Raw genomic sequence first — 20,603 nt, 5'->3', positions numbered from 1 at the left:
GATTACTGATGCGCACATCCTCCGTCCGGCATTCGGCAGGCCGGAACATGTCGCGCCAAATCAGCCTGTTACATATTGCAATATAGTCGCAATATCATTAGCCGAGCGACATTGGGGAGAGGCCAGAAGGAGCGAACCGGCTCCATTCCTTATCCATTTCAACGGGATCGCCGCCTTGCCCAGCCTCCGCCTCGCGCGCCTTTGCGCCCTGCCCTTCCTGTTCGCGCCACTGCCCGTGCTGGCACAGGCGCCGCTTGATGCGGCCGCCGGCGAGAGCGACATCCTGGTCACCGCCCGCGCACAGAAACTCTATCGCGTCGAGGATAGCGAGATCGGCAAGATCCCGGCCGATCCGATGGACATTCCCCAATCCGTCCAAGTCATCACCAGCGAGTTGATCCGTGACCAGGGCGCACGCGACATCACCGACCTTTATCGCAATGTCGCCGGCGTCAGCGCCAACCAATATGCCACCGTTACCTATCGCGGTTTCCGGCAGGAATCGATGTTCTATGACGGGCTGCGCGGCGACCCGTTCCAGGGCTTCGCCGTGCCGAACCTGTTCAGCATCGACCGGGTCGAGTTTCTCAAAGGTCCGGTCGGCATGCTTTATGGCGCCAGTTCGCCGGGCGGCATGGTCAATTATGTCACCAAGAAGCCGCAGGACAAGTTCGCCGCATCGGTACGCGCGGTGGTCGGCAATTATGACCGCTATGGCGCATCGGGCGAAGTGACCGGACCGATCGACGCAAATGGCGTGGTCGCCGGGCGCGCCGGCCTGTTCTATGAAAGTTTCGACACGGTGCAGCGCTTTTCCGGCAGTCGCAGCCTGGTCGCGGACGGCGGGCTGAAGTTCAAGCTGGCGCCCGACACCAGCCTGACGGTGCAGGCGACCCGTTATGACCAGGATCTGCCGGGCAACCGGCTGCGCGGCGTGGCGATCGATGCAGACGGGAATTTCCTGGCCGATCGCAACTGGACCCATAATGAGAAAAACGACAGACTGGACCTGAAAGGCACGGTGCTGCAGGCACGGCTCGACAGCCGGCTGTCGGATGCGGTCAGCATCAATGCATCGGGTCGCTGGTTCCGCTATACCGAATATCAGCGCTATCATGAGCCGCTGGGGCCGATCGACACCGACGGCGATGGCGTGGTCGATACCCAGCCACGCGAATTTCGCTCGCAGCATCGCACGATCGAGGGCGCTAGCCTGGCGAGCAACATGATCGCCAGGCTGGAGACCGGCGGGATCAAGCATACATTGCTGGTCGGCGCCGACTGGTATCGCGAGACCCAGGATTTCAGCGGCGTGACGATCAAGGGCGTGCCGGGCCTGTCGCTCAGCAATCCCGTCTATGGGCTGAGCAACCCGACCGAGGCGGACCTGGCCGGCCTGACGCCGGAAGTGAATGCGTCGCGCGCCCATCGCTATGGCGTCTATGCCCAGGAACAGGCCGATATCGGCGAGCATGTCATTCTGGTCGGCGGCGTGCGCCATGACTGGTTCGACGACAAGGACGAGATTGGCGGCGCCTATGCCGATGGCGGTCGCTGGAGCTGGCGCGTCGGCGGCATCTACAAGCCGGTCCAGTCGGTGTCCCTCTATAGCAGCTATGCCCAGAGCTTCGAGCCGCAAAGCCCCGGCAACCAGAACCCGGCCGTCGGCGGCCCCTTCGCCCCGATCGCCAGCCGCCAGTTCGAGGTCGGCGCCAAGGGCGAACTGATGCAGGGCAAATTGCAACCGACGATCGCGCTCTATCATATCGTGCGCAACGGCATCGTGCAGGTCGATCCCGATCTGGAACCGGTCAATGGCCTGGACCAGCTGTCGCCGGTCGGCGAAATCACCAGCAAGGGGATCGAGCTGACGGTGGCGGCGGATATCAGCAAGAATTGGGTGCTGACCGCCAATTACGCCTATAATGACGCGCGCATCACCGACAGTGCGGACGGCGCGACGATCGACAATGCGGTCGGCGGCCGCTTCCCCAACGCCCCGCATCATCAGGCCGGGCTATGGTCCCGCTATCAGATCCCCGCCTGGGGCACGGCGCTGGCGCTGGGCGGCCAATATGTGTCGGGGCAGATCGACCGGCGCGGCGCGCATATTCCCGGCCTTACCGTGTTCGACGGCAGCATCACCCAGGATCTGGGTTTTGCCGAGGCGATGATCCGGGTCGAGAACATCTTCGACAAGACCTATGCCGTCGCCACCTTCGACGCGCGCAAGGGCGCCTTTGTCGGCCGGCCGCGCACCGTCTTCCTGGAATTGCGGCGCGACTTCTGACGGTCGCGCCGCGCCCCGATCAGGCGGGGTTATGCGCTTTCAGAAAGGCTTCGAGCTGCTGGAGAAATTCCAGCCGGTCTGCCTGGCGCGAGAAGAAATGGTCGGCCAGCGGCTGTTCGACATAGATATAGTCGCGGCCATCCACCTTGCCGGCAGCCTTGAGCTTTTCCGCCATTTCGCGGGACTGGCCGACCGGTACGCGCCGGTCCTTCTTGCCATGCATCAGCAGGATCGGCGCCGAGAAGCCGGCAGCATAATTGATCGGCGAGACGACAGCAAAATCGGGCGCCTGTTCCTTCAGCCAGTCACCGCTGGCGCCGGAATTCAGGAAGCGCCGGTCATAGCGCATCATCGCGCCCAGATCCGACACGCCGGCATAGGAGACGGCGCAGCGATATTTGCCGCCATCGCGCTGGGCCGCGCGCATCGCGGCATAGCCACCATAGGAGGCGCCGACGACGCATACCCGCTTGGCGTCCGCAATGCCCTGCTTCACTGCCCAATCGACCGCATCATTGAGGTCATCCTGCATGGCACGGCCCCATTGGCCCTCGCCCTTGGCCGCGAATTCGGTACCATAGCCCGACGAGCCACGATAATTGGGCTGGATCACCGCATAGCCACGATTGGCCAGGAACTGCACCCACCAATCCCAGGTCTCCGCATCGCGGGCGAAGGGGCCGCCATGGGGCATCAGAATTAAAGGAAGATCCTTCGCCTCCTTGCCATAAGGCAGGGTCAGCACCGCCGCGATCTCCAGACCGTCACGCGCGTTGTAACGGATCGTCTTGACCGGCGAGAGTTGAGGCCGGACGCCCAGCGTCTCGCTGACCTTCGATAGCAGCGACATGGCGCCATAATCGGTGTCGTAATAATAATAGGCCCCCGGTTGGCTGGCCGCACCGACATGGACGATCAGTTTCTTCAAATCCTGGCTGGTCGAGATGATGCGCGCGCGGCGATCGCCCACGGCCTTGTCGATATCCGCCTGAATCTTCGCCAAAGTCGGGTCGAACCAGTGAACGGCTGGCGCGTCGGCCGTGTAGCGCACGCCCGCCATGCCGGTGCCAGCGGCATCAACCTCCAGCCCGCCAAGATCGAAGCCGGGCGCTTCATAGAGCTTTTTGCCCAATTCAAGCGTGCCTAGGTCCAGTTCATAGAAGGCATCGGTGCCGTCGCGATCGTCGCTGGCGATCGCCTTGCCCGGATCGGCAGTGAACAGCATCGGCACGATCAGCGATTCATGGCGGCGCCGATTAGCCTTGTCGACCACGCGGAAGCTGCCGCGACCATCGGGGCGGTAGAGCAGTTTCGAGGAACGGGTCGTGTCATTATAGCCCACCCCCATGCGCACCGCGCCAGTCACATCGGCATACCAGCTGCGCACATATTGGCGCGACGCAACGACGGTGCGCATCTTGCCGGTGCTGACGTCCACCTCGCTGACCTGCGGCCAGAAACCAAGATCATCATAATAGATGGAGGTCTGGTAGGAGAGCAGGATGCGCGGGCTGCCATCACGGGCGACCCAGATGACATCGTCGCCATTTTGCGCGGCGACAGCCTTGGCAAGGATGCTGGCCTTGGTGCCGTCCGCCTTGATGCTGGCGACGCGGCTGATCGACCAGGGCATGCCCTGCACATTGGTTTCTGCGCCGATGCCGACGATCAGCCAGTCATTATTGACCCAGCGCCACCAGTTGAGGTCATTTTCGCCCAGGCCCATGGTGCGAACATTGCCGCCTTTCACTTCGGCGATCACCAATTGCTGCACGCCCTTGATCGCGATCCGCGCGGCGACGCGCGCGCCATCAGGCGAGAGTTCGGGTGAATCCATTGCCGGCAGTTCGGCGAAGGCCTCGATCGGCCAGGTCTTGGCGGTTGTCGCGGACACCTTGGCAGCCTCGGCCTTGATCGCATCGGTTTGCGCAGAGACAGCAGGTGCAAAAGCCGCGAGCGCGCAGGCTGCGGCGGATAGAATCGGTTTCAAACATACCCCCCAGTCAAACATGACCCCGCCCGTTGCCGGGCGGGGTCATCGTCAGTCCGGCGATTTAAAACCGGGTTAAGCGCCGTGTGCAAGCGCCGCGAGCAACAAGAGCGCCACGATATTGGTGATCTTGATCATCGGGTTGACCGCCGGGCCGGCGGTGTCCTTGTAGGGATCACCCACGGTGTCGCCGGTCACCGCCGCTTTGTGCGCTTCGCTGCCCTTGCCGCCATGATGGCCATCCTCGATATATTTCTTGGCATTGTCCCAGGCGCCGCCGCCCGAGGTCATCGACAGGGCGACGAACAGACCCGAGACGATGACGCCCAGCAGCAGGGCGCCCAGCGCGGCAAAGCCGTTGGGTACGCCCGCGACCGCCGCAATGATGAAATAGACCGCGATCGGCGCCAGCACCGGCAGCAGCGACGGGATGATCATCTCCTTGATCGCGGCGCGGGTGACGAGGTCGACGGTGCGGGCATAATTGGGGCGCGACGTCCCCTCCATGATGCCCTTGTTGGTGGCGAACTGGTCACGCACATCCTTGACCACGTCGCCGGCCGCCCGGCCGACCGCCGTCATCCCCATCGCGCCGAACAGATAGGGCAGCAGCGCGCCCAGCAGCAGGCCGACGATGACATAGGGGTTGGACAGGCTGAAATCGACCGGCTCGGTGAGGCCGAGCGCCGAGTTGTAGAATTTCAGATCCTCCGTATAGGCGCCGAACAGCACCAGAGCCGCCAGGCCGGCCGAGCCGATGGCATAGCCCTTGGTCACCGCCTTGGTGGTGTTGCCGACCGCGTCGAGCGCATCGGTCTTCACCCGGACGCTGTCGTCGAGATGGGCCATTTCGGCGATGCCGCCGGCATTGTCGGTGACCGGGCCATAGGCGTCGAGCGCGACCACCATGCCGGCCAGCGCCAGCATCGCGGTGGCGGCAAAGGCGATGCCGATCAGGCCCGCCAGCTGATAGGCGACGATGATACCGACCACGATCACGATCGTCGGCAGCGCGGTGGATTCCAGGCTGATGGCGAGGCCCTGAATGACATTGGTGCCATGGCCGGTTTCCGATGCCTTGGCGATCGAGCGGACCGGGCGGTAATTGGTGCCGGTATAATATTCGGTGATGACGACCAGCAGGCCGGTGACGGCAAGGCCCACCATCATCGACCAGAACAGCGCCATGCCGGTATAGCCGCCAACGCCATCCAGATCGGTGCCGAACGGCGTGTCGAGATCGCCCAGCGTATAATGGGTGACGAACCAGAGCGCGGGGATCGACAGGATCGCGGTGGTCCAGAAACCCTTGTAGAGCGCGCCCATGATCGACTGGCTGGCGCCGAGACGGACCATATAGGTGCCGATGATCGAGGTGATGATGCACACGCCGCCGACGATCAGCGGCAAGGCCATCAAGCGCATCAGGAAGGCGTTGTCGACGCCGGTTACCAGCAATGCGGTCAGCACCATGGTGGCGCCGACGGTGACGACATAGGTTTCGAACAGGTCGGCCGCCATGCCGGCGCAGTCGCCGACATTGTCGCCGACATTGTCCGCGATCACCGCCGGGTTGCGCGGATCATCCTCCGGAATGCCGGCCTCCACCTTGCCGACCAGATCGGCACCGACATCGGCCGCCTTGGTGAAGATGCCGCCGCCCAGCCGGGCGAAGATGGAAATGAGCGACGCACCAAAAGCCAGCGCAACCAGGCTGTCGATCACCAGCCGGTCATCGGGGGCATGGCCGGCCGGGCCGGTCAGATACCAGAAGAAGACACTGATTGCGAGCAAGGCAAGGCCCGCCACCAGCATGCCGGTGATCGCTCCGGCGCGGAAGGCGACGGTGAGACCGCTCTGCAACGTGCCGCGCGAGGCTTCCGCCGTGCGCACATTGGCGCGGACCGAAATGTTCATGCCGATGAAGCCGGCCGCGCCCGACAGGATCGCGCCGATCAGGAAGCCGACGGCAGAAGTTATCCCCAGGAAAAGGAAGACAAGGACGGCGACAACGATGCCGACAATGGCGATGGTGGTATATTGGCGGCCGAGATAGGCCTTCGCCCCTTCCTGGATTGCCCCCGCAATCGCCTGCATGGTTTCATTGCCCGCCGGTGCGGCAAGCACCTGGCGACTGGTGAAAAGCCCGTAGAGCACGGCCAGCAGGCCGCACCCTATGGCGATATAGACTATCTGCATGCTTGTTCCTCTCCCCCTATTGTTGCTGTCATCGATCGCTCCGCAGGGAATGACGGGCGGGCGAAGGGCGCAACAGCGGGCGGCCGGACGGGGGAACGCCGGCATCGGGCACCGCGTCAATCAGCAACAGGACGATGCGCATCGGGCGCTCCAACCGGCTGAGAATAGAGTGATAGGAAGCTACAGGTCAGGCGCCGCGCGTCAAGCCGGTAGCGCAATGATCCAGATCAGCCATGTTCCCAGCCGAGCCGGTCGGGCAGCGGCATGACCGCACCGTCGATCAGCAGGGTCAGGCCCGCCCCTTCTGCGAAACGGCCGATCGGGATCGCGCGCACCGGCGGCGACACGCCGGGCGGCAGCGCGAAAAGCAGTTCATAATCATCGCCGGCACGGGCAGCGGCGAGCTGCGTCGCGGTGCTGGCGCCGCGCACGCTTTCGAGCGCCGTGGATAGCGGGATATGGTCGATGGTGACGGCGAGGTTGCTGGCCGCGCCCATGCGTGCCGCGTCGATCAGCAGACCGTCGGACAGGTCCATCATCGCGGTCGCGAGGCGGGCAAGCAAGCCCCCCTCTGCCAGACGCGGGCGCGGTCGGCGATAGGCGGCGACCAGCGGACCGGATGCGGCAGGATCGGCGCGGGCAAGGTCGAGACCGATCCCGGCATCGCCGACCGGCCCGGTGACATAGAGGCGGTCGCCCGCCCGCGCGCCGGCGCGGCTGGGCACGGGCGTGCTGGTCGCCTCCCCAATCGCGGTCAGGCTGTAGCTGCGCGGCGCGCCGGCCGGCATGCTGACCGTGTCGCCACCGAGCAGCGGCATGGCGTGGCGTTCCAGCGCCTCCCCCAGACCTTCGAGGAAAGCCGCATCCCAGTCGTCATCGCCCGACAGGCTGTAGTTGAGCAGGCAGCCCACCGGTTTCGCGCCCTTGGCGGCGAGGTCCGACAGATTTACCGCCGCCAGTTTCCAGCCGATATCGGCCGGCGGATCGGTGGGGAGATAATGGACGCCCTCCACCATCGTGTCGCTGGTGAGGATGAGGCGCGTGTCGCCGACCGGCAGCACCGCGACATCGTCCTGCAACCCCTGCGCGGCGGGATCATGGGCGAGCAGGCGCAGCAGGGTGAGGAAGCGGGATTCGGCGGACATGATGTAATCTCTATCCCAGCACCCGCTTCTACAGAAATCATCCGTCATCCCCGCGGACGCGGGGATCCATTGCGCGCTATGTTCGCGAGGAAGCGCTGAATGGATCCCGGATCAAGTCCGGGATGAAGTCCATTACAGAACGCGTCCGTGCAACCTTATTTCCGCACGTCCTTCGACACGCCGTCGAGCAGGCCGTTGACGAAGCCGGCTTCGCGCTTGTCGTAGAAGGCGTGGGCGACGTCGACATATTCGCTGATGACGGTGCCGGTGGCGACGTCCTGACGAGCGAGCAGTTCATAGGTGCCCGCGCGCAGGATCTGGCGCATCGGCTTGTCAAGGCGGTTGAGGGTCCAGCCGCTCGACAGGCGGGCGCTGATCAGCCCGTCAATCTCGGCGCGACGGCGATCGACGCCCGACACGACATCATCGAAGAAATTCTGTTCGGCCTCGGCATAGGTCACGTCCTCGATCGTCGCACCCAAGCGATGTTCGTGGAATTCGTGCAGCAGCAGATGGAGCGGCGTGCCCTCCATTTCGAGCTGGTAGAGCGCCTGGACCGCGGCGAGGCGCGCGGCGGAGCGGGATTTGGAGCGGTCGTTCATGCGGCTTTCTAATCCGTGAATATCATGCCTGTCGAGAAGCCCGCATAACCGGTTCTCGACAGGCTCGAACCGAACGGGAAGAAATCAGAGCCGCAGCGCGACCGATGCGGCGTGAGCGGGCAGTCCTTCCGCCTCCGCCAGAGCGACGGCCGCGGGGCCGATCGCCTGGATCGCGTCGGGGGTAAGGCCAAGAAAACTGGTGCGCTTCATGAAATCGAGCACCGAAAGGCCCGAGGAAAAGCGCGCCCGGCGACCGGTCGGCAGCACATGGTTGGGGCCAGCGACATAATCGCCCACCGCCTCGGGCGTCATGCGGCCAAGGAAGACCGAGCCGGCATGACGGACCTGCGCGAAATAGCGGTCGGGATCGTCCACCGCCAGTTCCAGATGTTCGGGCGCGAGTCGATCGACCAGCGGCATCGCTTCATCCAGGTCGCGCACCAGGATGATCGCGCCATTGGCGGCCCAGCTGGTGGTGGCGACGGCCTGCGTCGACAGCAGCGGCAAGCGGCGCATGACGGCCTGTTCGACGGCATCGGCAAAGGCGGCATCGTCGGTGAAGAGGATCGACTGGCTGGTCGGGTCATGTTCCGACTGGCTCAGGAGATCGGCAGCGATCCAGTCGGCGTCGTTCCGGCCATCGGCGACGACGACGATTTCGGACGGACCGGCGACCATGTCGATGCCGACCACGCCATAAAGCTGGCGCTTGGCTTCGGCGACCCAGGCATTGCCGGGACCGGTGATGACGTCGACCGGCTTGATCCGTTCGGTGCCATAGGCCAGCGCGGCGACGGCCTGCGCGCCACCGACGCGCCAGATCTCCTCGATCCCCGCAATCTGGGCAGCGGCCAGCACCAGCGGGTTGATCTCGCCTTTCGGCGTCGGTGTCACCATGGCGATGCGCTGCACGCCCGCGACCTTGGCCGGGATGACGTTCATCAGCAGCGAGCTGGGATAGGCGGCGCGGCCACCCGGCACATAGAGGCCAGCAGCATCCACCGCGGTCCAGCGCGCGCCGAGGCGCACGCCGGCGGCGTCGATACCGTCACTATCCACCGGCCTTTGCTTTTCATGATAGGCAGTGATGCGCGCGGCCGCGAGTTCGAGCGCATCGCGCAGCGGCGTCGACAGGCCATCGAGCGCGGCGCGGCAATCGGCCGGGTCGACCGCCCAGCCGCTGACGTCCAGATCATGATGGTCGAAGCGGCTGGTATAATCGGCCAGTGCGGTGTCGCCATGGGCGCGCACGGCCGTCAATATGGCGCTGACGTCGCGCGACACATCCTCATCCGCCTCGCGCCGGGCATCGACCAGGGCGGTGAAATCGGCGGCGAAGCCGGCGGCCTTGCTGTCGAGCCTAAGCGGCATCGCGCACCTCCACGGCCTTGCGGAACGCCTCCACCAGCGTGGTGAGATCGGCCGAACGCATCTTGTAGGCGGCGCGATTGACGATCAGCCGCGCCGAGACCGGCATGATGATCGCGGTTTCAACCAGGCCATTGGCCTTGAGCGTGGCGCCCGAGGACACAAGGTCGACGATGCGACGCGACAGGCCGAGCGAGGGGGCCAGTTCCATCGCGCCATTCAGCTTCACGCATTCGGCCTGAAGCCCGCGCGCCTCATAATATTTGCGGGTGAGATGGGGATATTTGGTGGCGACGCGGACATGGCTCATCGCCGCCTGATCTTCATCCCCGGCATCCGCCGGCTCGGCGACCGACAGGCGGCAATGGCCGATATTGAGGTCCACCGGCGCGTAAAGTTCGGAATAATCGAACTCATCGACCACGTCGGAACCGACAATGCCGATCTGTGCTGCGCCATGGGCGACGAAGGTCGCCACGTCGAAGGCGCGCACGCGGATGATCGACACGTCGGGCCGGTTGGTGGCGAAGCGCAGCGCCCGGCTCTTCTTGTCATGAAATTCCGCCTCCGGTTCGATACCGGCTTTGGCGAGCAGGGGCAGCGCCTCTTCGAGGATGCGGCCCTTGGGGATGGCGAAGGTGATCGGGCGAGTCATGACCCGCGGGCCTTAGCCATCGATGCGCCAAAGCACAAGATTTTCGGGCCAGGAAGGACGGGAAGCTCAGCCCCAGAAGCGCCTGGTGTCGAGCAGAGCGGCATAGGCCTTTTCGGCGCGGCGCAGCAGGCGGCGCTGCGCCTTGTCATCCGGCGCGGGCCAATCGAAGTCGATACCGGCCGCCGCGAGGGTGGCGGGCGCGGTCGCCAGATCGTTGAGCGCCCCCAAATCATCCTGCAGCTTTTCCAGCATGGCGGAGAAGGCCGCATGGCGTCGCTGCTGTTTGTTCTTCGGAAAAAGCGGCGCGAAAAATTCGCTGGCGTAGCGGAGTTTCTTTGCGGCGATGCGAGCCTTGTGGCGCCGCTGGTCGCTGCGCCTGGCAAGATTCTTCGCCTTGCGCTTCAGTCGCTTGCGTCGATCCGACAGGATTTCTGCAGCGAAGGGCCTGACAGGCGCATGCAGCAACGCGGCATCGGTCGGCTGGCTACACCAGTCGCCCAGCGCCAGCCATTCTGCGAGGTCCAGCATCAGGATTCGGGTCTCGCGCGCCTGCAGGCGAAGCTCGGCGTCGGCCAGCGCTTCCGCCCGGACAAGCGCGAGGCGAGCGGTGGCATCATCAGGCAGGCTGGGCAGCAGCACGTCGATATTGCGGACCCGGCCAAGTGTGGCGGCGAGTGCTCGCAGACCATCCTTCAGCGGCGCGATTGCCGGATCGCCCGCCAGCACAGGCGCAAAGATCGACAGCGCCGAGCGCAACCGGCGCAGCCCTACCCGCGCCTGATGCAGCGCGCCGGGCGCACCGGTGGTGAACAGCAGATCCTCGTTCAGGCGGAATTGGCGGATGCAGCCCTGGGCGATGGCACGAAAGGCCTGTTCGACGGTTGCGTCGGGCGCGATCGCAATGGGTTCGGCCTTAGCCGGCTTGCGCCGTTCCTTCGCGAGCAGGGCATAACCGCGATCCGACTTGGAGCGCATGCCCAGACGGAGCGGCACCAGGTCGTTGAGCTGGCGGGCCATCGAAAAAAGCAGGGCTGGTTCACCCGACAATAATTCCAGTTCCACCTCTGCCAGCGGGGTGGCACGACGGCCGACCCGAACCCGGCCGATATCGATCGCGCATTCGACACCCTGCCCGTCCCGATCGAGCCGATGCACGGTGCGTTCGATATCGGTGACAAAAATCTTGTCGGCGGTCGCGACAGTGGCGGCGCCGACGGCCCGATCGAGCGGATCGGGAATCGCATCGAACAGCGGGACATTGCCCTCGACCGGCTTTTCCCATTCCGAGCGGGCAAAGAGGCCAGCCGCCCTGCCGCCATCGGCCTTAATCGTCTGGACATGGGCCCGCCCCTTGCGCCGGACGCGCAGGGAAAAGCCGGCACGGTGCAGATCGAGCGCGGGGGTGTCGAAATAGGTCGCGACAAGATGCGCCGCCTGCCCCTTCTGCCCTGCGAACAAAGGTGCATCGGCCAGCAGGGCGCGATCGGCCGGGTCAAATTCCAGCTTCAGCTCGACTTCGCGGTTGTCCATCCGTGCGCCCCTTGTTGCGAGCGGTGCCGTCAGGGCGGGGACGCTAGATCGAATCGGGCACGAAAGGAAATATAATTGTCACAATTGGCCGCGCCGCCGGCTCAGGCGGCCTCGGCCAGCGCAGCCTCGGTCGCGGCGATCCAGCCGCCGCCCAGTACCTGATCGCCGGCATAGAGGACTGCGGCCTGCCCTGGTGCGACACCATATTCGGGCGCGTCGAAGATCAGCCGATCGCCTTCGAGGCGCGCCGGAACCGGCTTGGCCATGGAGCGGACCTTGGCGGTCAGCGGCCCGGTAAAATCGCGACCAAGCCAGTTGATGTCGCTGAGGCGCGCGCCCGACACGGCCAGCGCAACCTTTGGCCCGACGATCACCCGCCGTCCTTCGGCATCGAGCCGCACGACATAGAGCGGTTCGGCCTGGCCACCGATTTCCAGCCCCTTGCGCTGGCCGACCGTGTAATGGATCAGCCCCCTGTGCCGGCCCAGTACCCGGCCGTCGACATGGACGATGTCGCCGCCCTCGCCCGCATCGGGGCGCAGCTTGCGCACGATCTTGGCATAATCGCCATCGGGCACGAAGCAGATGTCCTGGCTGTCGGGCTTCAACGCCACCGACAGGCCGAGTTCGGCGGCGATCTCGCGCACCTGCGGCTTGGGCAGGCCGCCCAGCGGGAAACGCAGATAGTCGAGCTGGGCCTGAGTCGTGGCGAACAGGAAATAGCTCTGGTCGCGCGCCGGATCGGCGGCGCGATGCAGTTCGGCGCCCTGCGGCCCTTCGACCCGGCGGACATAATGACCGGTCGCCAGGCAATCGGCACCCAGGTCGCGCGCGATCTGGAACAGGTCGGTGAACTTCACCCCCATATTGCATTTCACGCACGGGATCGGGGTGCGGCCGGCCATATATTCATCGGCAAAGTCGGCGATCACCGAATCGCGAAACTGGCTTTCATAATCAAAGACATAATGCGCAATGCCGATGCGGTCGGCGACGGCGCGCGCATCGCGGATGTCCTGGCCCGCGCAACAGCTGCCTGTACGGCCGACGGCGGCGCCATGATCATAAAGCTGGAGCGTCACGCCGATCACTTCCGCGCCGGTCTTCGCGGCGAGCGCGGCGACGACGCTGCTGTCCACGCCACCGGACATGGCAACGACAATGCGCCGCTGCGAGAGCGGCTCTGGGAGCTGAAATTCGGGCTGCATGGCCGCCCATATAGTCGCACGCGGCGCCGCGTTCCAGCACCTTCCCCAAAGAGGCGCATCGTTTCGATGACGAAAATGTGTCCGGCATTTACCGGACCTTATCGATTAGCCCGGTAGAAGCCTGGTCATGGATCTGAGTTTTCTCCGGACAGGCGGGCTGAAACCCGCCCTGACAAGGCCGACAGGCCGGGCACGCGTCCCGGCCTGGCCTTTTCTGCGGGCAGCTTCGGCTGCGGCGCAGGCGGCCAGTCCCACGGCCCTGGCGGTCGCGGGCGTCCTGCGGGGGCAGGATGGAATGGAGGACTGGATTCAGGAACTGGCCGAGATTTTCGCGCCACGTTCCGACGGCAAGATCGAAGCCGTTCGTCTCGCAGGAAGCTTTAACCCGCTGATCGCGAGCCATTTAGGGGTGGGGCAAGGATGATGAAGCCTGTGTTTACCTTGGGGCTTTAGCCGATCTTCAGGGCTGATGTGACAACGAGGTTTCGCTGCTGAATTCGGCAACGCCAATGCCGCTAATTGAGGGTAAAGATGATAGAGAACCAGAAAATCAGGCCTGCACAGGTCGTAGGACCGCTCGGCGAACCCCTGACGCTGGAAAATCTGCCGCCCGTGAACACCACTCGCTGGGTGGTGCGTCGCAAGGCCGAGGTCGTCGCTGCCGTCAATGGAGGTCTGCTGACCGTGGACGAGGCCTGCGCCCGCTACAGCCTGACGCTGGAAGAATTTGCCAGCTGGCAGCGGGCGGTCGACCGTTCGGGCATGCATGGCCTACGCGTGACGCGCATCCAATATTATAAGTCGCTCTACGAGCGGCAGCAGAAATATTGAGGGATCGGGTGCCGCCGACGGGCGGACACCGTAGAAAATGATGCGGGGGCCGCCGGACAGACCGTCCGGCGGCCCCTTTCGCGTTGCGGGTCGGGGATGGTTTCCAAGGCGGAATCATTTTGTGCGGGAACGCGAAGCCATGTTCCGGGTTGAATAGCCAGCAAACCCGTTGGGGGTGTGGTCAAGGAGAGTAACATGGGCATCATCTTGTGGCTTATCGTCGGCGGCATCATTGGCTGGCTCGCCAGCATGATCATGCGCACGGACGCGCAGCAGGGCATTTTGCTGAACATCGTCGTCGGCATTGTCGGCGCCTTCATCGGCGGCCTGATCTTCAGCGGCGGCTCGATCAACAATGCCGGACTGACGCTCTACAGCTTCCTCGTTTCGCTGCTGGGCGCGGTCATCCTGCTGGCGATCGTCAACCTGGTACGGCGCGGATCGGTCCGCTAACGACCGGACATTCCATCTCAAAGGCCGTGTCCTTCCTAGGAAGGACGCGGCCTTTTTGCGTCAGCGCCGGACGCTGAACCAGCGATAGAGCGCCAGAACCGCGATCGCACCCAGCACGGCGGCGATGAAACTGGCATGCTCGCCCGGCGCGTAGAAGCCCATGATCTGACCGACAAAGGCCGCCAGCAAGGCCCCGGCCATGCCGAGCAGGATGGTCACGACACATCCCCCCGGATCGCGCCCCGGCATGACCAGACGCGCCAATGCTCCAGCGAGCAAGCCCGTGATGATCCATCCCAGCAATTCCATGGCGCGTATCCTCTTGCACTGTCCAACCCGCCCCAAGGCGCGGCATAGCGACATAGTCCGATCCCTTTGGCAAGAGACGCACAAGGCGCAAGAGCCCGCCAAGCCCTTCGCAAGGGCACAATTGGCTTTGCGAAGGCCCGTCCAAGCGTGATATTGGGGCTTGAGGGCGGTGATATATTCATATAACACAGTTCCGAGTTTGGGCGGAACCCGCCGGAGAGATGGAAACGGCATGAATTACGAAACTACGCTGACGGGCGAATCGTCCGCGATCCTGGTCGATGACGAAGACCGGATTCGCCGTCGCCGCCGGCTGCTGATCATCGGTGGCGTTGTTGCGGTTGCGCTGGTGGCGGCGGCTGCCGCGCTGTCGATGCGTGGCAAGGATGCCGCCGCCCCCGACGCCGCACCGCAGGCGCCGGTCGTGACCGTGCTGACCCCCGGCCAGACGATGGTCGCGCGCACCGTGAGCAGCACCGGATCGCTGGCCGCCCGTGTCGACATGCCGGTCGGCGTGGTCGGCGAAGGCGGCATGGTGACGCGCGTGCTGGTGCAACCGGGCGACTGGGTCCGCGCCGGTCAGGTGCTGGCCACGGTCGAACGATCGGTCCAGAGCGAGCAGGTCAATTCGCTGGCCGCACAGGTCGAGGTGCAGCGTGCCAATGCCAAGCTGGCGCAGGCCCAGCTGGAACGCGCCAAGGCGCTGGTCGGCCGCGGCTTCATCAGCGCCGCCGACATCGACCAGCGCACCGCAACCCGTGACCAGGCCGTCGCCCAGGTCCGCGTGGCCGAAGCGCAACTGGCCGAGCAGCGCGCCCGCACCGGCCGGCTGGACATCCGCGCGCCGGCATCCGGCCTGGTGCTGACCCGCACGGTCGAGCCCGGCCAGATCGTCCAGGCCGGCGGCGGCACATTGTTCCGCATGGCCAAGGATGGCGAGATGGAAATGCAGGCACAGGTGGCGGAAGCCGATCTGGCGACGCTGCGCGCCGGCAACAGCGCGACCGTGACCCCGGTCGGCAGCAACCAGCATTTCAGCGGTCGCGTCTGGCAGGTATCGCCGGTCGTCGATCCCCAGACCCGCCAGGGCATCGCTCGCATCGCGGTCGCTTATAATGATGCGATCCGCCCCGGCGGTTTCGCGTCGGCGACGATCACCAGCGGCTCGGGCAATGCGCCGTTGCTGCCGGAATCGGCGGTGCAGAGCGACGCCAAGGGCAGCTATGTCTATATCGTCAACGGCAAGAACCAGGTCGAACGGCGCGACGTGAAGGTGGGCCAGGTGTCCGACACGGGCGTCGCCATCACCAGCGGCATCACCGGCGCCGAGCGCATCGTGACGTCGGCCGGCGCCTTCCTGACCGTGGGGCAGAAGGTGAAGCCGGAAGCGCTCAAGGCGCGCTGACGCAATGGTCCCGGCCGGGCCATCGTGCCCGGACCGGCAGGACTGACAATATTGGAAGCGGGCGCGCTGGCGTCCGGTGAGGGAAGCCCGTCATGAGTTTTCGCAATATCTCCGCATGGGCGATCCGCAATCCGGTGCCGCCGCTGGTCCTGTTCGCCGCGCTGATGCTGGCCGGTGTCGTCAGCTTCCTGCGGATGGACATCAACCAGAATCCCGACATCAGCTTTCCCATGGTCAGCGTCACCGTGTCCCAGCCGGGCGCCGCGCCGACCGAACTGGAAACCCAGGTGACCCAGCGGGTCGAGGCCGCCGTGCGCGGCATCAGCGGGGTCGAGGACATCACCTCCTTCGCATCCGAAGGCCAGTCGCTGACCAATGTCCAGTTCAAGATCGGCACGCCGGTCGATCGCGCGGTCAACGACGTCAAGAATGCCGTCGACCAGATCCGCAGCGACCTGCCCGACGGCATCCTGGAACCGCAGGTCCAGCGCATCGACGTGGATGGCGGCCCGATCGCCTATTTCAGCGCCGAAGCGACCGACATGACGCTGGAGGAACTGTCCTGGTATGTCGACAATACGGTCGCCAAGCGATTGCTGTCGGTCAGCGGCATGGCGGCGGTGCGGCGCGGTGGCGGCGTCAGCCGCGAAATCCGCGTCATCCTCGACCCCGCCCGCCTGCAGGCCTATGGCGTGACCGCCGCGCAGGTGAATGCGCAGTTGAGCCAGGTCAATATCAACGCGGCCGGCGGCCGCACCGAGATTGCCGGCGCCGAACAGTCGATCCGCGTGCTGGGCAATGCCCGTAACGCCCATGATCTGGGCCAGACGCAGATCGCCATTTCCGGCGGCCGCACGGTCAAGCTGGCCGATATTGCCGATGTTCGCGACATGTATGCCGAACAGCGCAGCCTGGCGCTGATGAACGGCCGGCAGGTGACCAGTTTCAGCCTGGAAAAGGCCAAGGGATCGTCCGACGTCACCGTCTATGACGAAGCCATGAAGGTGCTGGACAAGCTGAAGAAGGAAAATCCCAAGGTCCAGTTCAAGCAGCTCTATTCGAGCGTCGAATATACACGCGGCCAGTATCACAGCGCCATGTCGGCGATGATCGAGGGCGCCGTGCTGGCGGTCGTCATCGTCTTCCTGTTCCTGCGCGACTGGCGCGCGACGATGATCTCTGCCCTCGCCATCCCGCTGTCGGCGATCCCGTCCTTCTGGTTCATGGACATGCTGGGCTTCACGCTGAACGGCATTTCGCTGCTGGCATTGAGCCTGGTGGCGGGCGTGCTGGTCGACGACGCGATCGTGGAGATCGAGAATATCGTGCGCCACATGCGCATGGGCAAATCGGCCTATCAGGCGTCGATCGACGCAGCCGACGAAATCGGCCTGGCCGTGCTGGCGACCACGATGGCGATCGTCGCGGTGTTCCTGCCGGTCGCACTGATGCCGGGCATTTCAGGCCAGTTCTTCATCCAGTTCGGCATGACCGTGGTCGTGTCGGTGCTGATGAGCCTGGCCGTGGCGCGCCTGATCACGCCGATGATCGCAGCCTATTTCCTGAAGGCCCATGGCGAGGCGAGTCATGGCGAAGGCTGGCTGATGGACCGCTATATGAGCGTGCTCCACTGGTCGCTGGACCAGCGCAAGGCTAAGGCGCGGCGCGCGCGCGGCGGGTTCCGCAATCGCTTCGTCGCCTTCTTCGTCGACCATCGCGTCTGGACGCTGGGCATCGGCATGCTCGCCTTCGTGGCGACCCTGTTCGCATTTGGCACTTTGCCCATGACCTTCCAGCCGACGATCAACACCGATTTCAGCCAGGTGAAGATCGAGACCGTGCCGGGCAGCACGCTGGAGCAGACCACCGCCATCACCCGCAAGGTGGCCGACATGCTGGCCGCCGACACGGATGTGGTCGAGGCCGCCTTTGCCGATATCGAGCCGACCAGCGCCGACATCTTCCTGACTCTCAAGAAGACCCGGCCGATGTCGTCGGTGGATTGGGAACGCAAGATCGCGCCCAAGTTCCAGACGATCGCCGATGCACGGGTCAATTTCCAGTCGCAGTCGGGCGGCGGCTTCGGCCGCGACATCATCATGATGTATGGTTCGGACGATCCGGAGCTGCTGGAAAAGACCGCCAACCAGTTGGTGCATGAAATGGCCGGCATCCGCGAACTGCGCGCGCCGCGCGTACAGGGCGACATGCAGCGGCCCGAAATCATCATCAAGCCGCGCCTCGACCTGGCCGCCAGCATGGGCGTGACGACCGCTGCGCTCAGCCAGTCGATCCGCATCGCCACGATCGGCGACATCGACCAGAATGTCGCCAAATTCTCGCTGTCTGATCGCCAGATCCCGATCCGTGTCGCCCTGGCCGAGGATAGCCGCAAGGATATCGCCACGATCGAGAATATGCCGGTGCCGACCGTGTCGGGTGGTTCGGTCCCGCTCAAGGTGGTCGCCGACATCAGCTTTGGCGCAGGCCCGACGCAGATTCGCCGCTATAACCAGATCCGCCGCGTCGTCGTCGGCGCGGACCTAGCGCCCGGTATCGTCACCAGCCAGGCCAATCAGAAGATCAACGAGCTGCCGACGATGAAGGCCATCAAGGAAGGCCGCATCCAGGGCGTGCAGAAGATCGAGGCGGGCGACAGCAAGTTCCAGGCGGAAATGCTGACCAACTTCGTGATCGCCGTCTTCTCCGGCATCATGCTGGTGCTGGCGGTGCTGGTGCTGCTCTACAAGCGGATCATGCCGCCCTTCGTGAATCTGGGGTCGCTGCTGCTCGCGCCGCTGGGCGGGGCGATCGCGCTGCACATTGCCGGCCAGCCCATGTCGCTGCCGGTGTTCATCGGCCTGCTGATGCTGCTGGGCATCGTCGCCAAGAACTCGATCCTGGTGATCGACTTCGCGCTGGAGGAGATGGAGAAGGGCGTGCCCAAGCAGGAGGCGATTCTCGACGCCGGTCACAAGCGTGCGCAGCCGATCGTGATGACCACGGTCGCCATGGTCGCGGGCATGGTGCCGACCGCCCTTTCGCTGTCGGGTGACGCCGCCTGGCGCGCGCCGATGGGCATCACGGTGATCGGCGGCCTGCTGCTGTCGACGGTGCTGACGCTGGTGATCGTGCCGGCCGTGTTCAGCCTGGCACTGGGCGTCGAGCAATGGGCCGGGCCACGGCTCAGCCGCCGCTTCCTGACCCACAAGTCGCATGACGACCATTCGGGCAGCCATGCCCAGCCGGCGGAATAAGGGGCCGGGATCGCGCGGGCAGCCCCATGGCAAAATATGGGGCTTGCCTGAACGAAACGGGCGCGTAACCGTTTCACCGCCATGAAGCTGCTGCGCATGCCCCGTTCGCCCCTCGACGCCGCCGCCCATCCCGCGCGGCGCATGCGGCTGGTGGCGACGGGGATGTTGCTGGCGATGGCGGCGATCTTCATCGCGGCGCGCGCCACCGTGCATCTCCATCCCGCTATCGGCTTCGTCCAGGCCTTTGCCGAGGCGGCGATGGTCGGCGGCCTGGCCGACTGGTTCGCGGTCACCGCCCTGTTCCGCCATCCGCTTGGCCTGCCGATCCCGCATACGGCGATCATTCCGCGCAACAAGGACCGGATCGGCGACACGCTGGCGGTGTTCCTGCGCGACAATTTCCTGACCCCGGCCGTCGTCGCGCGGCGGATGCGCGGCATGGACGTGGCCGGTGCGGCCGGCCGTTTCCTCGCCAGCCCGTCCGCCGGCGACGGCCGACTGCGCATGGGCGCATCCCGGCTGCTGGCCGACATGCTGGAGGCGCTGGACCAGGAACGGTTGGGCGGCATGGTGAAGGGTGCGATCGGCCAGCGGCTGCGCGCGATCAATGTCGGCCCGCTGGTGGGGCAAGCAATCGAGGCCGCGATGCGCGACGGCCGCCATGCGCCGGTGATGGATGGCATCATCCAGTGGGCAGACAGGGCGCTGGAGGCGAATGACCATCTGATCCGCCAGATGGTGCATGAGCGCGCGGGCACGGTGCTGCGCTGGACCGGGCTGGACGAAAATCTGGCCAATGCGATTCTCGGCGGCCTGCGCAAGTTGTTGGCGGACATGGCCGCCGATCCTGGCCACAGCCTGCGCCTCAAGGCCGAGGAAGGCATGGCCAAGCTTGCCTTCGACCTGCAGTTCGACATCGAGATGCAGGCGAAGGCGGCCAAGATCCGCGACGAGATACTCGACAATCCGGCGATGCAGCGCTGGATCGAGGGGATGTGGGAACAGGCCCGCACCGGCCTGCTGCGTGCGGTGCGCGATCCCGGCAAGGCGATGGCCGGGCGACTGGGCGAGGCGTTGCAGCAACTGGGCGGCACCCTGCAGGAGGATGCGCGGCTGAAACTGGTGATCAATCGCTTCGTGCGGCGCGGCGCGGTCGGGGCGACGGCGACCTATGGCGATTCGATCGTCAAGCTGGTGAGCGAGACGGTGCGCGGATGGGACGCCGGCACGGTCACCAGCCGGCTGGAGAACGCGGTCGGCCGCGACCTGCAATATATCCGCATCAACGGCACGCTGGTCGGCGGACTGGTGGGGCTGGCGATCCACGCCATCGACACATTCTTCTGAGAAATGGTCGGGGC

16 protein-coding genes are annotated in these 20,603 nt (G+C 65.1%); 7 read left to right on the top strand and 9 right to left on the bottom strand.

Annotated features, from left to right (window positions below):
- Positions 1-175 precede the first annotated feature (175 nt).
- Entirely contained in the window at positions 176-2,290 is a 2,115-nt protein-coding gene (locus tag ACUCV3_RS17435) for a TonB-dependent siderophore receptor (RefSeq protein ID WP_482240926.1), read from the top strand.
- 19 nt (positions 2,291-2,309) lie between these two features.
- Here ACUCV3_RS17435 and ACUCV3_RS17430 read toward each other — a convergent pair whose 3' ends face one another.
- From ACUCV3_RS17430 to mnmA, 8 genes are all read right to left on the bottom strand, one after another.
- Positions 2,310-4,301, bottom strand: a complete 1,992-nt coding sequence (locus ACUCV3_RS17430; protein ID WP_376786407.1) for an alpha/beta hydrolase family protein — start codon at positions 4,299-4,301, stop codon at positions 2,310-2,312.
- Between the two features lie 54 nt (positions 4,302-4,355).
- Positions 4,356-6,479: a sodium-translocating pyrophosphatase gene (locus tag ACUCV3_RS17425; protein ID WP_279727574.1), complete on the bottom strand. Its 2,124-nt coding sequence runs from the start codon at positions 6,477-6,479 to the stop codon at positions 4,356-4,358.
- A 227-nt stretch (positions 6,480-6,706) separates the two neighbouring features.
- Complete coding sequence (thiL, locus tag ACUCV3_RS17420; RefSeq protein WP_482240925.1) at positions 6,707-7,624, bottom strand: thiamine-phosphate kinase; 918 nt, start codon at positions 7,622-7,624, stop codon at positions 6,707-6,709.
- Between the two features lie 155 nt (positions 7,625-7,779).
- The gene (nusB, locus tag ACUCV3_RS17415) at positions 7,780-8,226 is read right to left on the bottom strand and encodes a transcription antitermination factor NusB (RefSeq protein WP_279727572.1); all 447 of its coding nucleotides are present in this window, start codon (positions 8,224-8,226) and stop codon (positions 7,780-7,782) included.
- An 84-nt stretch (positions 8,227-8,310) separates the two neighbouring features.
- Positions 8,311-9,597, bottom strand: coding sequence for a histidinol dehydrogenase (hisD, locus tag ACUCV3_RS17410; RefSeq protein WP_048938106.1), 1,287 nt, complete (start codon positions 9,595-9,597; stop codon positions 8,311-8,313).
- Complete coding sequence (gene hisG / locus ACUCV3_RS17405; protein WP_004208839.1) at positions 9,587-10,249, bottom strand: ATP phosphoribosyltransferase; 663 nt, start codon at positions 10,247-10,249, stop codon at positions 9,587-9,589. Before hisG ends, hisD begins: the two co-directional genes overlap by 11 nt.
- 66 nt (positions 10,250-10,315) lie before the next feature.
- A complete protein-coding gene (locus ACUCV3_RS17400; RefSeq protein WP_279727570.1) occupies positions 10,316-11,779 on the bottom strand; it encodes a CYTH and CHAD domain-containing protein in 1,464 nt (487 codons plus the stop codon).
- Between the two features lie 101 nt (positions 11,780-11,880).
- Positions 11,881-12,987 carry a tRNA 2-thiouridine(34) synthase MnmA gene (mnmA, locus tag ACUCV3_RS17395; protein WP_279727569.1) on the bottom strand — a complete coding sequence of 369 codons (1,107 nt, stop codon included), beginning with the start codon at positions 12,985-12,987 and terminating at the stop codon, positions 11,881-11,883.
- Positions 12,988-13,282: 295 nt separating this feature from the next.
- Here mnmA and ACUCV3_RS17390 point away from each other — a divergent pair, with 295 nt between their 5' ends.
- The 3 genes from ACUCV3_RS17390 to ACUCV3_RS17380 all read left to right on the top strand — a co-directional run bounded on the left by ACUCV3_RS17390 (position 13,283) and on the right by ACUCV3_RS17380 (position 14,271).
- Positions 13,283-13,411, top strand: coding sequence for a hypothetical protein (locus ACUCV3_RS17390; protein ID WP_268801522.1), 129 nt, complete (start codon positions 13,283-13,285; stop codon positions 13,409-13,411).
- 107 nt (positions 13,412-13,518) lie between these two features.
- Positions 13,519-13,818, top strand: coding sequence for a CtrA inhibitor SciP (gene sciP / locus ACUCV3_RS17385; RefSeq protein WP_004208844.1), 300 nt, complete (start codon positions 13,519-13,521; stop codon positions 13,816-13,818).
- A gap of 195 nt (positions 13,819-14,013) precedes the next feature.
- The gene (locus tag ACUCV3_RS17380) at positions 14,014-14,271 is read left to right on the top strand and encodes a GlsB/YeaQ/YmgE family stress response membrane protein (protein ID WP_004208845.1); all 258 of its coding nucleotides are present in this window, start codon (positions 14,014-14,016) and stop codon (positions 14,269-14,271) included.
- A 60-nt stretch (positions 14,272-14,331) separates the two neighbouring features.
- On the opposite strand, the gene ACUCV3_RS17375 is transcribed toward ACUCV3_RS17380, so the two are convergent.
- Positions 14,332-14,580, bottom strand: a complete 249-nt coding sequence (locus ACUCV3_RS17375; RefSeq protein WP_004208846.1) for a GlsB/YeaQ/YmgE family stress response membrane protein — start codon at positions 14,578-14,580, stop codon at positions 14,332-14,334.
- 232 nt (positions 14,581-14,812) lie between these two features.
- Here ACUCV3_RS17375 and ACUCV3_RS17370 point away from each other — a divergent pair, with 232 nt between their 5' ends.
- From ACUCV3_RS17370 to ACUCV3_RS17360, 3 genes are all read left to right on the top strand, one after another.
- Positions 14,813-15,985 (top strand): efflux RND transporter periplasmic adaptor subunit, encoded by a 1,173-nt coding sequence (locus tag ACUCV3_RS17370; RefSeq protein WP_037521299.1) that lies wholly within the window; start codon positions 14,813-14,815, stop codon positions 15,983-15,985.
- Positions 15,986-16,077: 92 nt separating this feature from the next.
- A complete protein-coding gene (locus ACUCV3_RS17365) occupies positions 16,078-19,242 on the top strand; it encodes an efflux RND transporter permease subunit (protein ID WP_279727568.1) in 3,165 nt (1,054 codons plus the stop codon).
- Between the two features lie 81 nt (positions 19,243-19,323).
- Positions 19,324-20,589: a DUF445 domain-containing protein gene (locus ACUCV3_RS17360; RefSeq protein ID WP_048938110.1), complete on the top strand. Its 1,266-nt coding sequence runs from the start codon at positions 19,324-19,326 to the stop codon at positions 20,587-20,589.
- The last annotated feature ends 14 nt before the right edge of the window (positions 20,590-20,603 follow it).

Source organism: Sphingobium sp. VMM (genome assembly GCF_056790315.1).
The sequence above is the reverse complement of the archived record's forward strand: the minus strand, read 5'-3'. Positions and strand labels throughout refer to the sequence as shown.

What these genes read in the sequence shown, in the direction of transcription:
- ACUCV3_RS17430 (WP_376786407.1), bottom strand. Translation starts at nt 4,301, where the DNA reads ATGTTTGACTGGGGGGTATGTTTGAAACCGATTCTATCCGCCGCAGCC.
- ACUCV3_RS17425 (WP_279727574.1), bottom strand. Translation starts at nt 6,479, where the DNA reads ATGCAGATAGTCTATATCGCCATAGGGTGCGGCCTGCTGGCCGTGCTC.
- thiL (WP_482240925.1), bottom strand. Translation starts at nt 7,624, where the DNA reads ATGTCCGCCGAATCCCGCTTCCTCACCCTGCTGCGCCTGCTCGCCCAT.
- nusB (WP_279727572.1), bottom strand. Translation starts at nt 8,226, where the DNA reads ATGAACGACCGCTCCAAATCCCGCTCCGCCGCGCGCCTCGCCGCGGTC.
- hisD (WP_048938106.1), bottom strand. Translation starts at nt 9,597, where the DNA reads ATGCCGCTTAGGCTCGACAGCAAGGCCGCCGGCTTCGCCGCCGATTTC.
- hisG (WP_004208839.1), bottom strand. Translation starts at nt 10,249, where the DNA reads ATGACTCGCCCGATCACCTTCGCCATCCCCAAGGGCCGCATCCTCGAA.
- ACUCV3_RS17400 (WP_279727570.1), bottom strand. Translation starts at nt 11,779, where the DNA reads ATGGACAACCGCGAAGTCGAGCTGAAGCTGGAATTTGACCCGGCCGAT.
- mnmA (WP_279727569.1), bottom strand. Translation starts at nt 12,987, where the DNA reads ATGCAGCCCGAATTTCAGCTCCCAGAGCCGCTCTCGCAGCGGCGCATT.
- ACUCV3_RS17390 (WP_268801522.1), top strand. Translation starts at nt 13,283, where the DNA reads ATGGAGGACTGGATTCAGGAACTGGCCGAGATTTTCGCGCCACGTTCC.
- sciP (WP_004208844.1), top strand. Translation starts at nt 13,519, where the DNA reads ATGATAGAGAACCAGAAAATCAGGCCTGCACAGGTCGTAGGACCGCTC.
- ACUCV3_RS17380 (WP_004208845.1), top strand. Translation starts at nt 14,014, where the DNA reads ATGGGCATCATCTTGTGGCTTATCGTCGGCGGCATCATTGGCTGGCTC.
- ACUCV3_RS17375 (WP_004208846.1), bottom strand. Translation starts at nt 14,580, where the DNA reads ATGGAATTGCTGGGATGGATCATCACGGGCTTGCTCGCTGGAGCATTG.
- ACUCV3_RS17370 (WP_037521299.1), top strand. Translation starts at nt 14,813, where the DNA reads ATGAATTACGAAACTACGCTGACGGGCGAATCGTCCGCGATCCTGGTC.
- ACUCV3_RS17365 (WP_279727568.1), top strand. Translation starts at nt 16,078, where the DNA reads ATGAGTTTTCGCAATATCTCCGCATGGGCGATCCGCAATCCGGTGCCG.
- ACUCV3_RS17360 (WP_048938110.1), top strand. Translation starts at nt 19,324, where the DNA reads ATGAAGCTGCTGCGCATGCCCCGTTCGCCCCTCGACGCCGCCGCCCAT.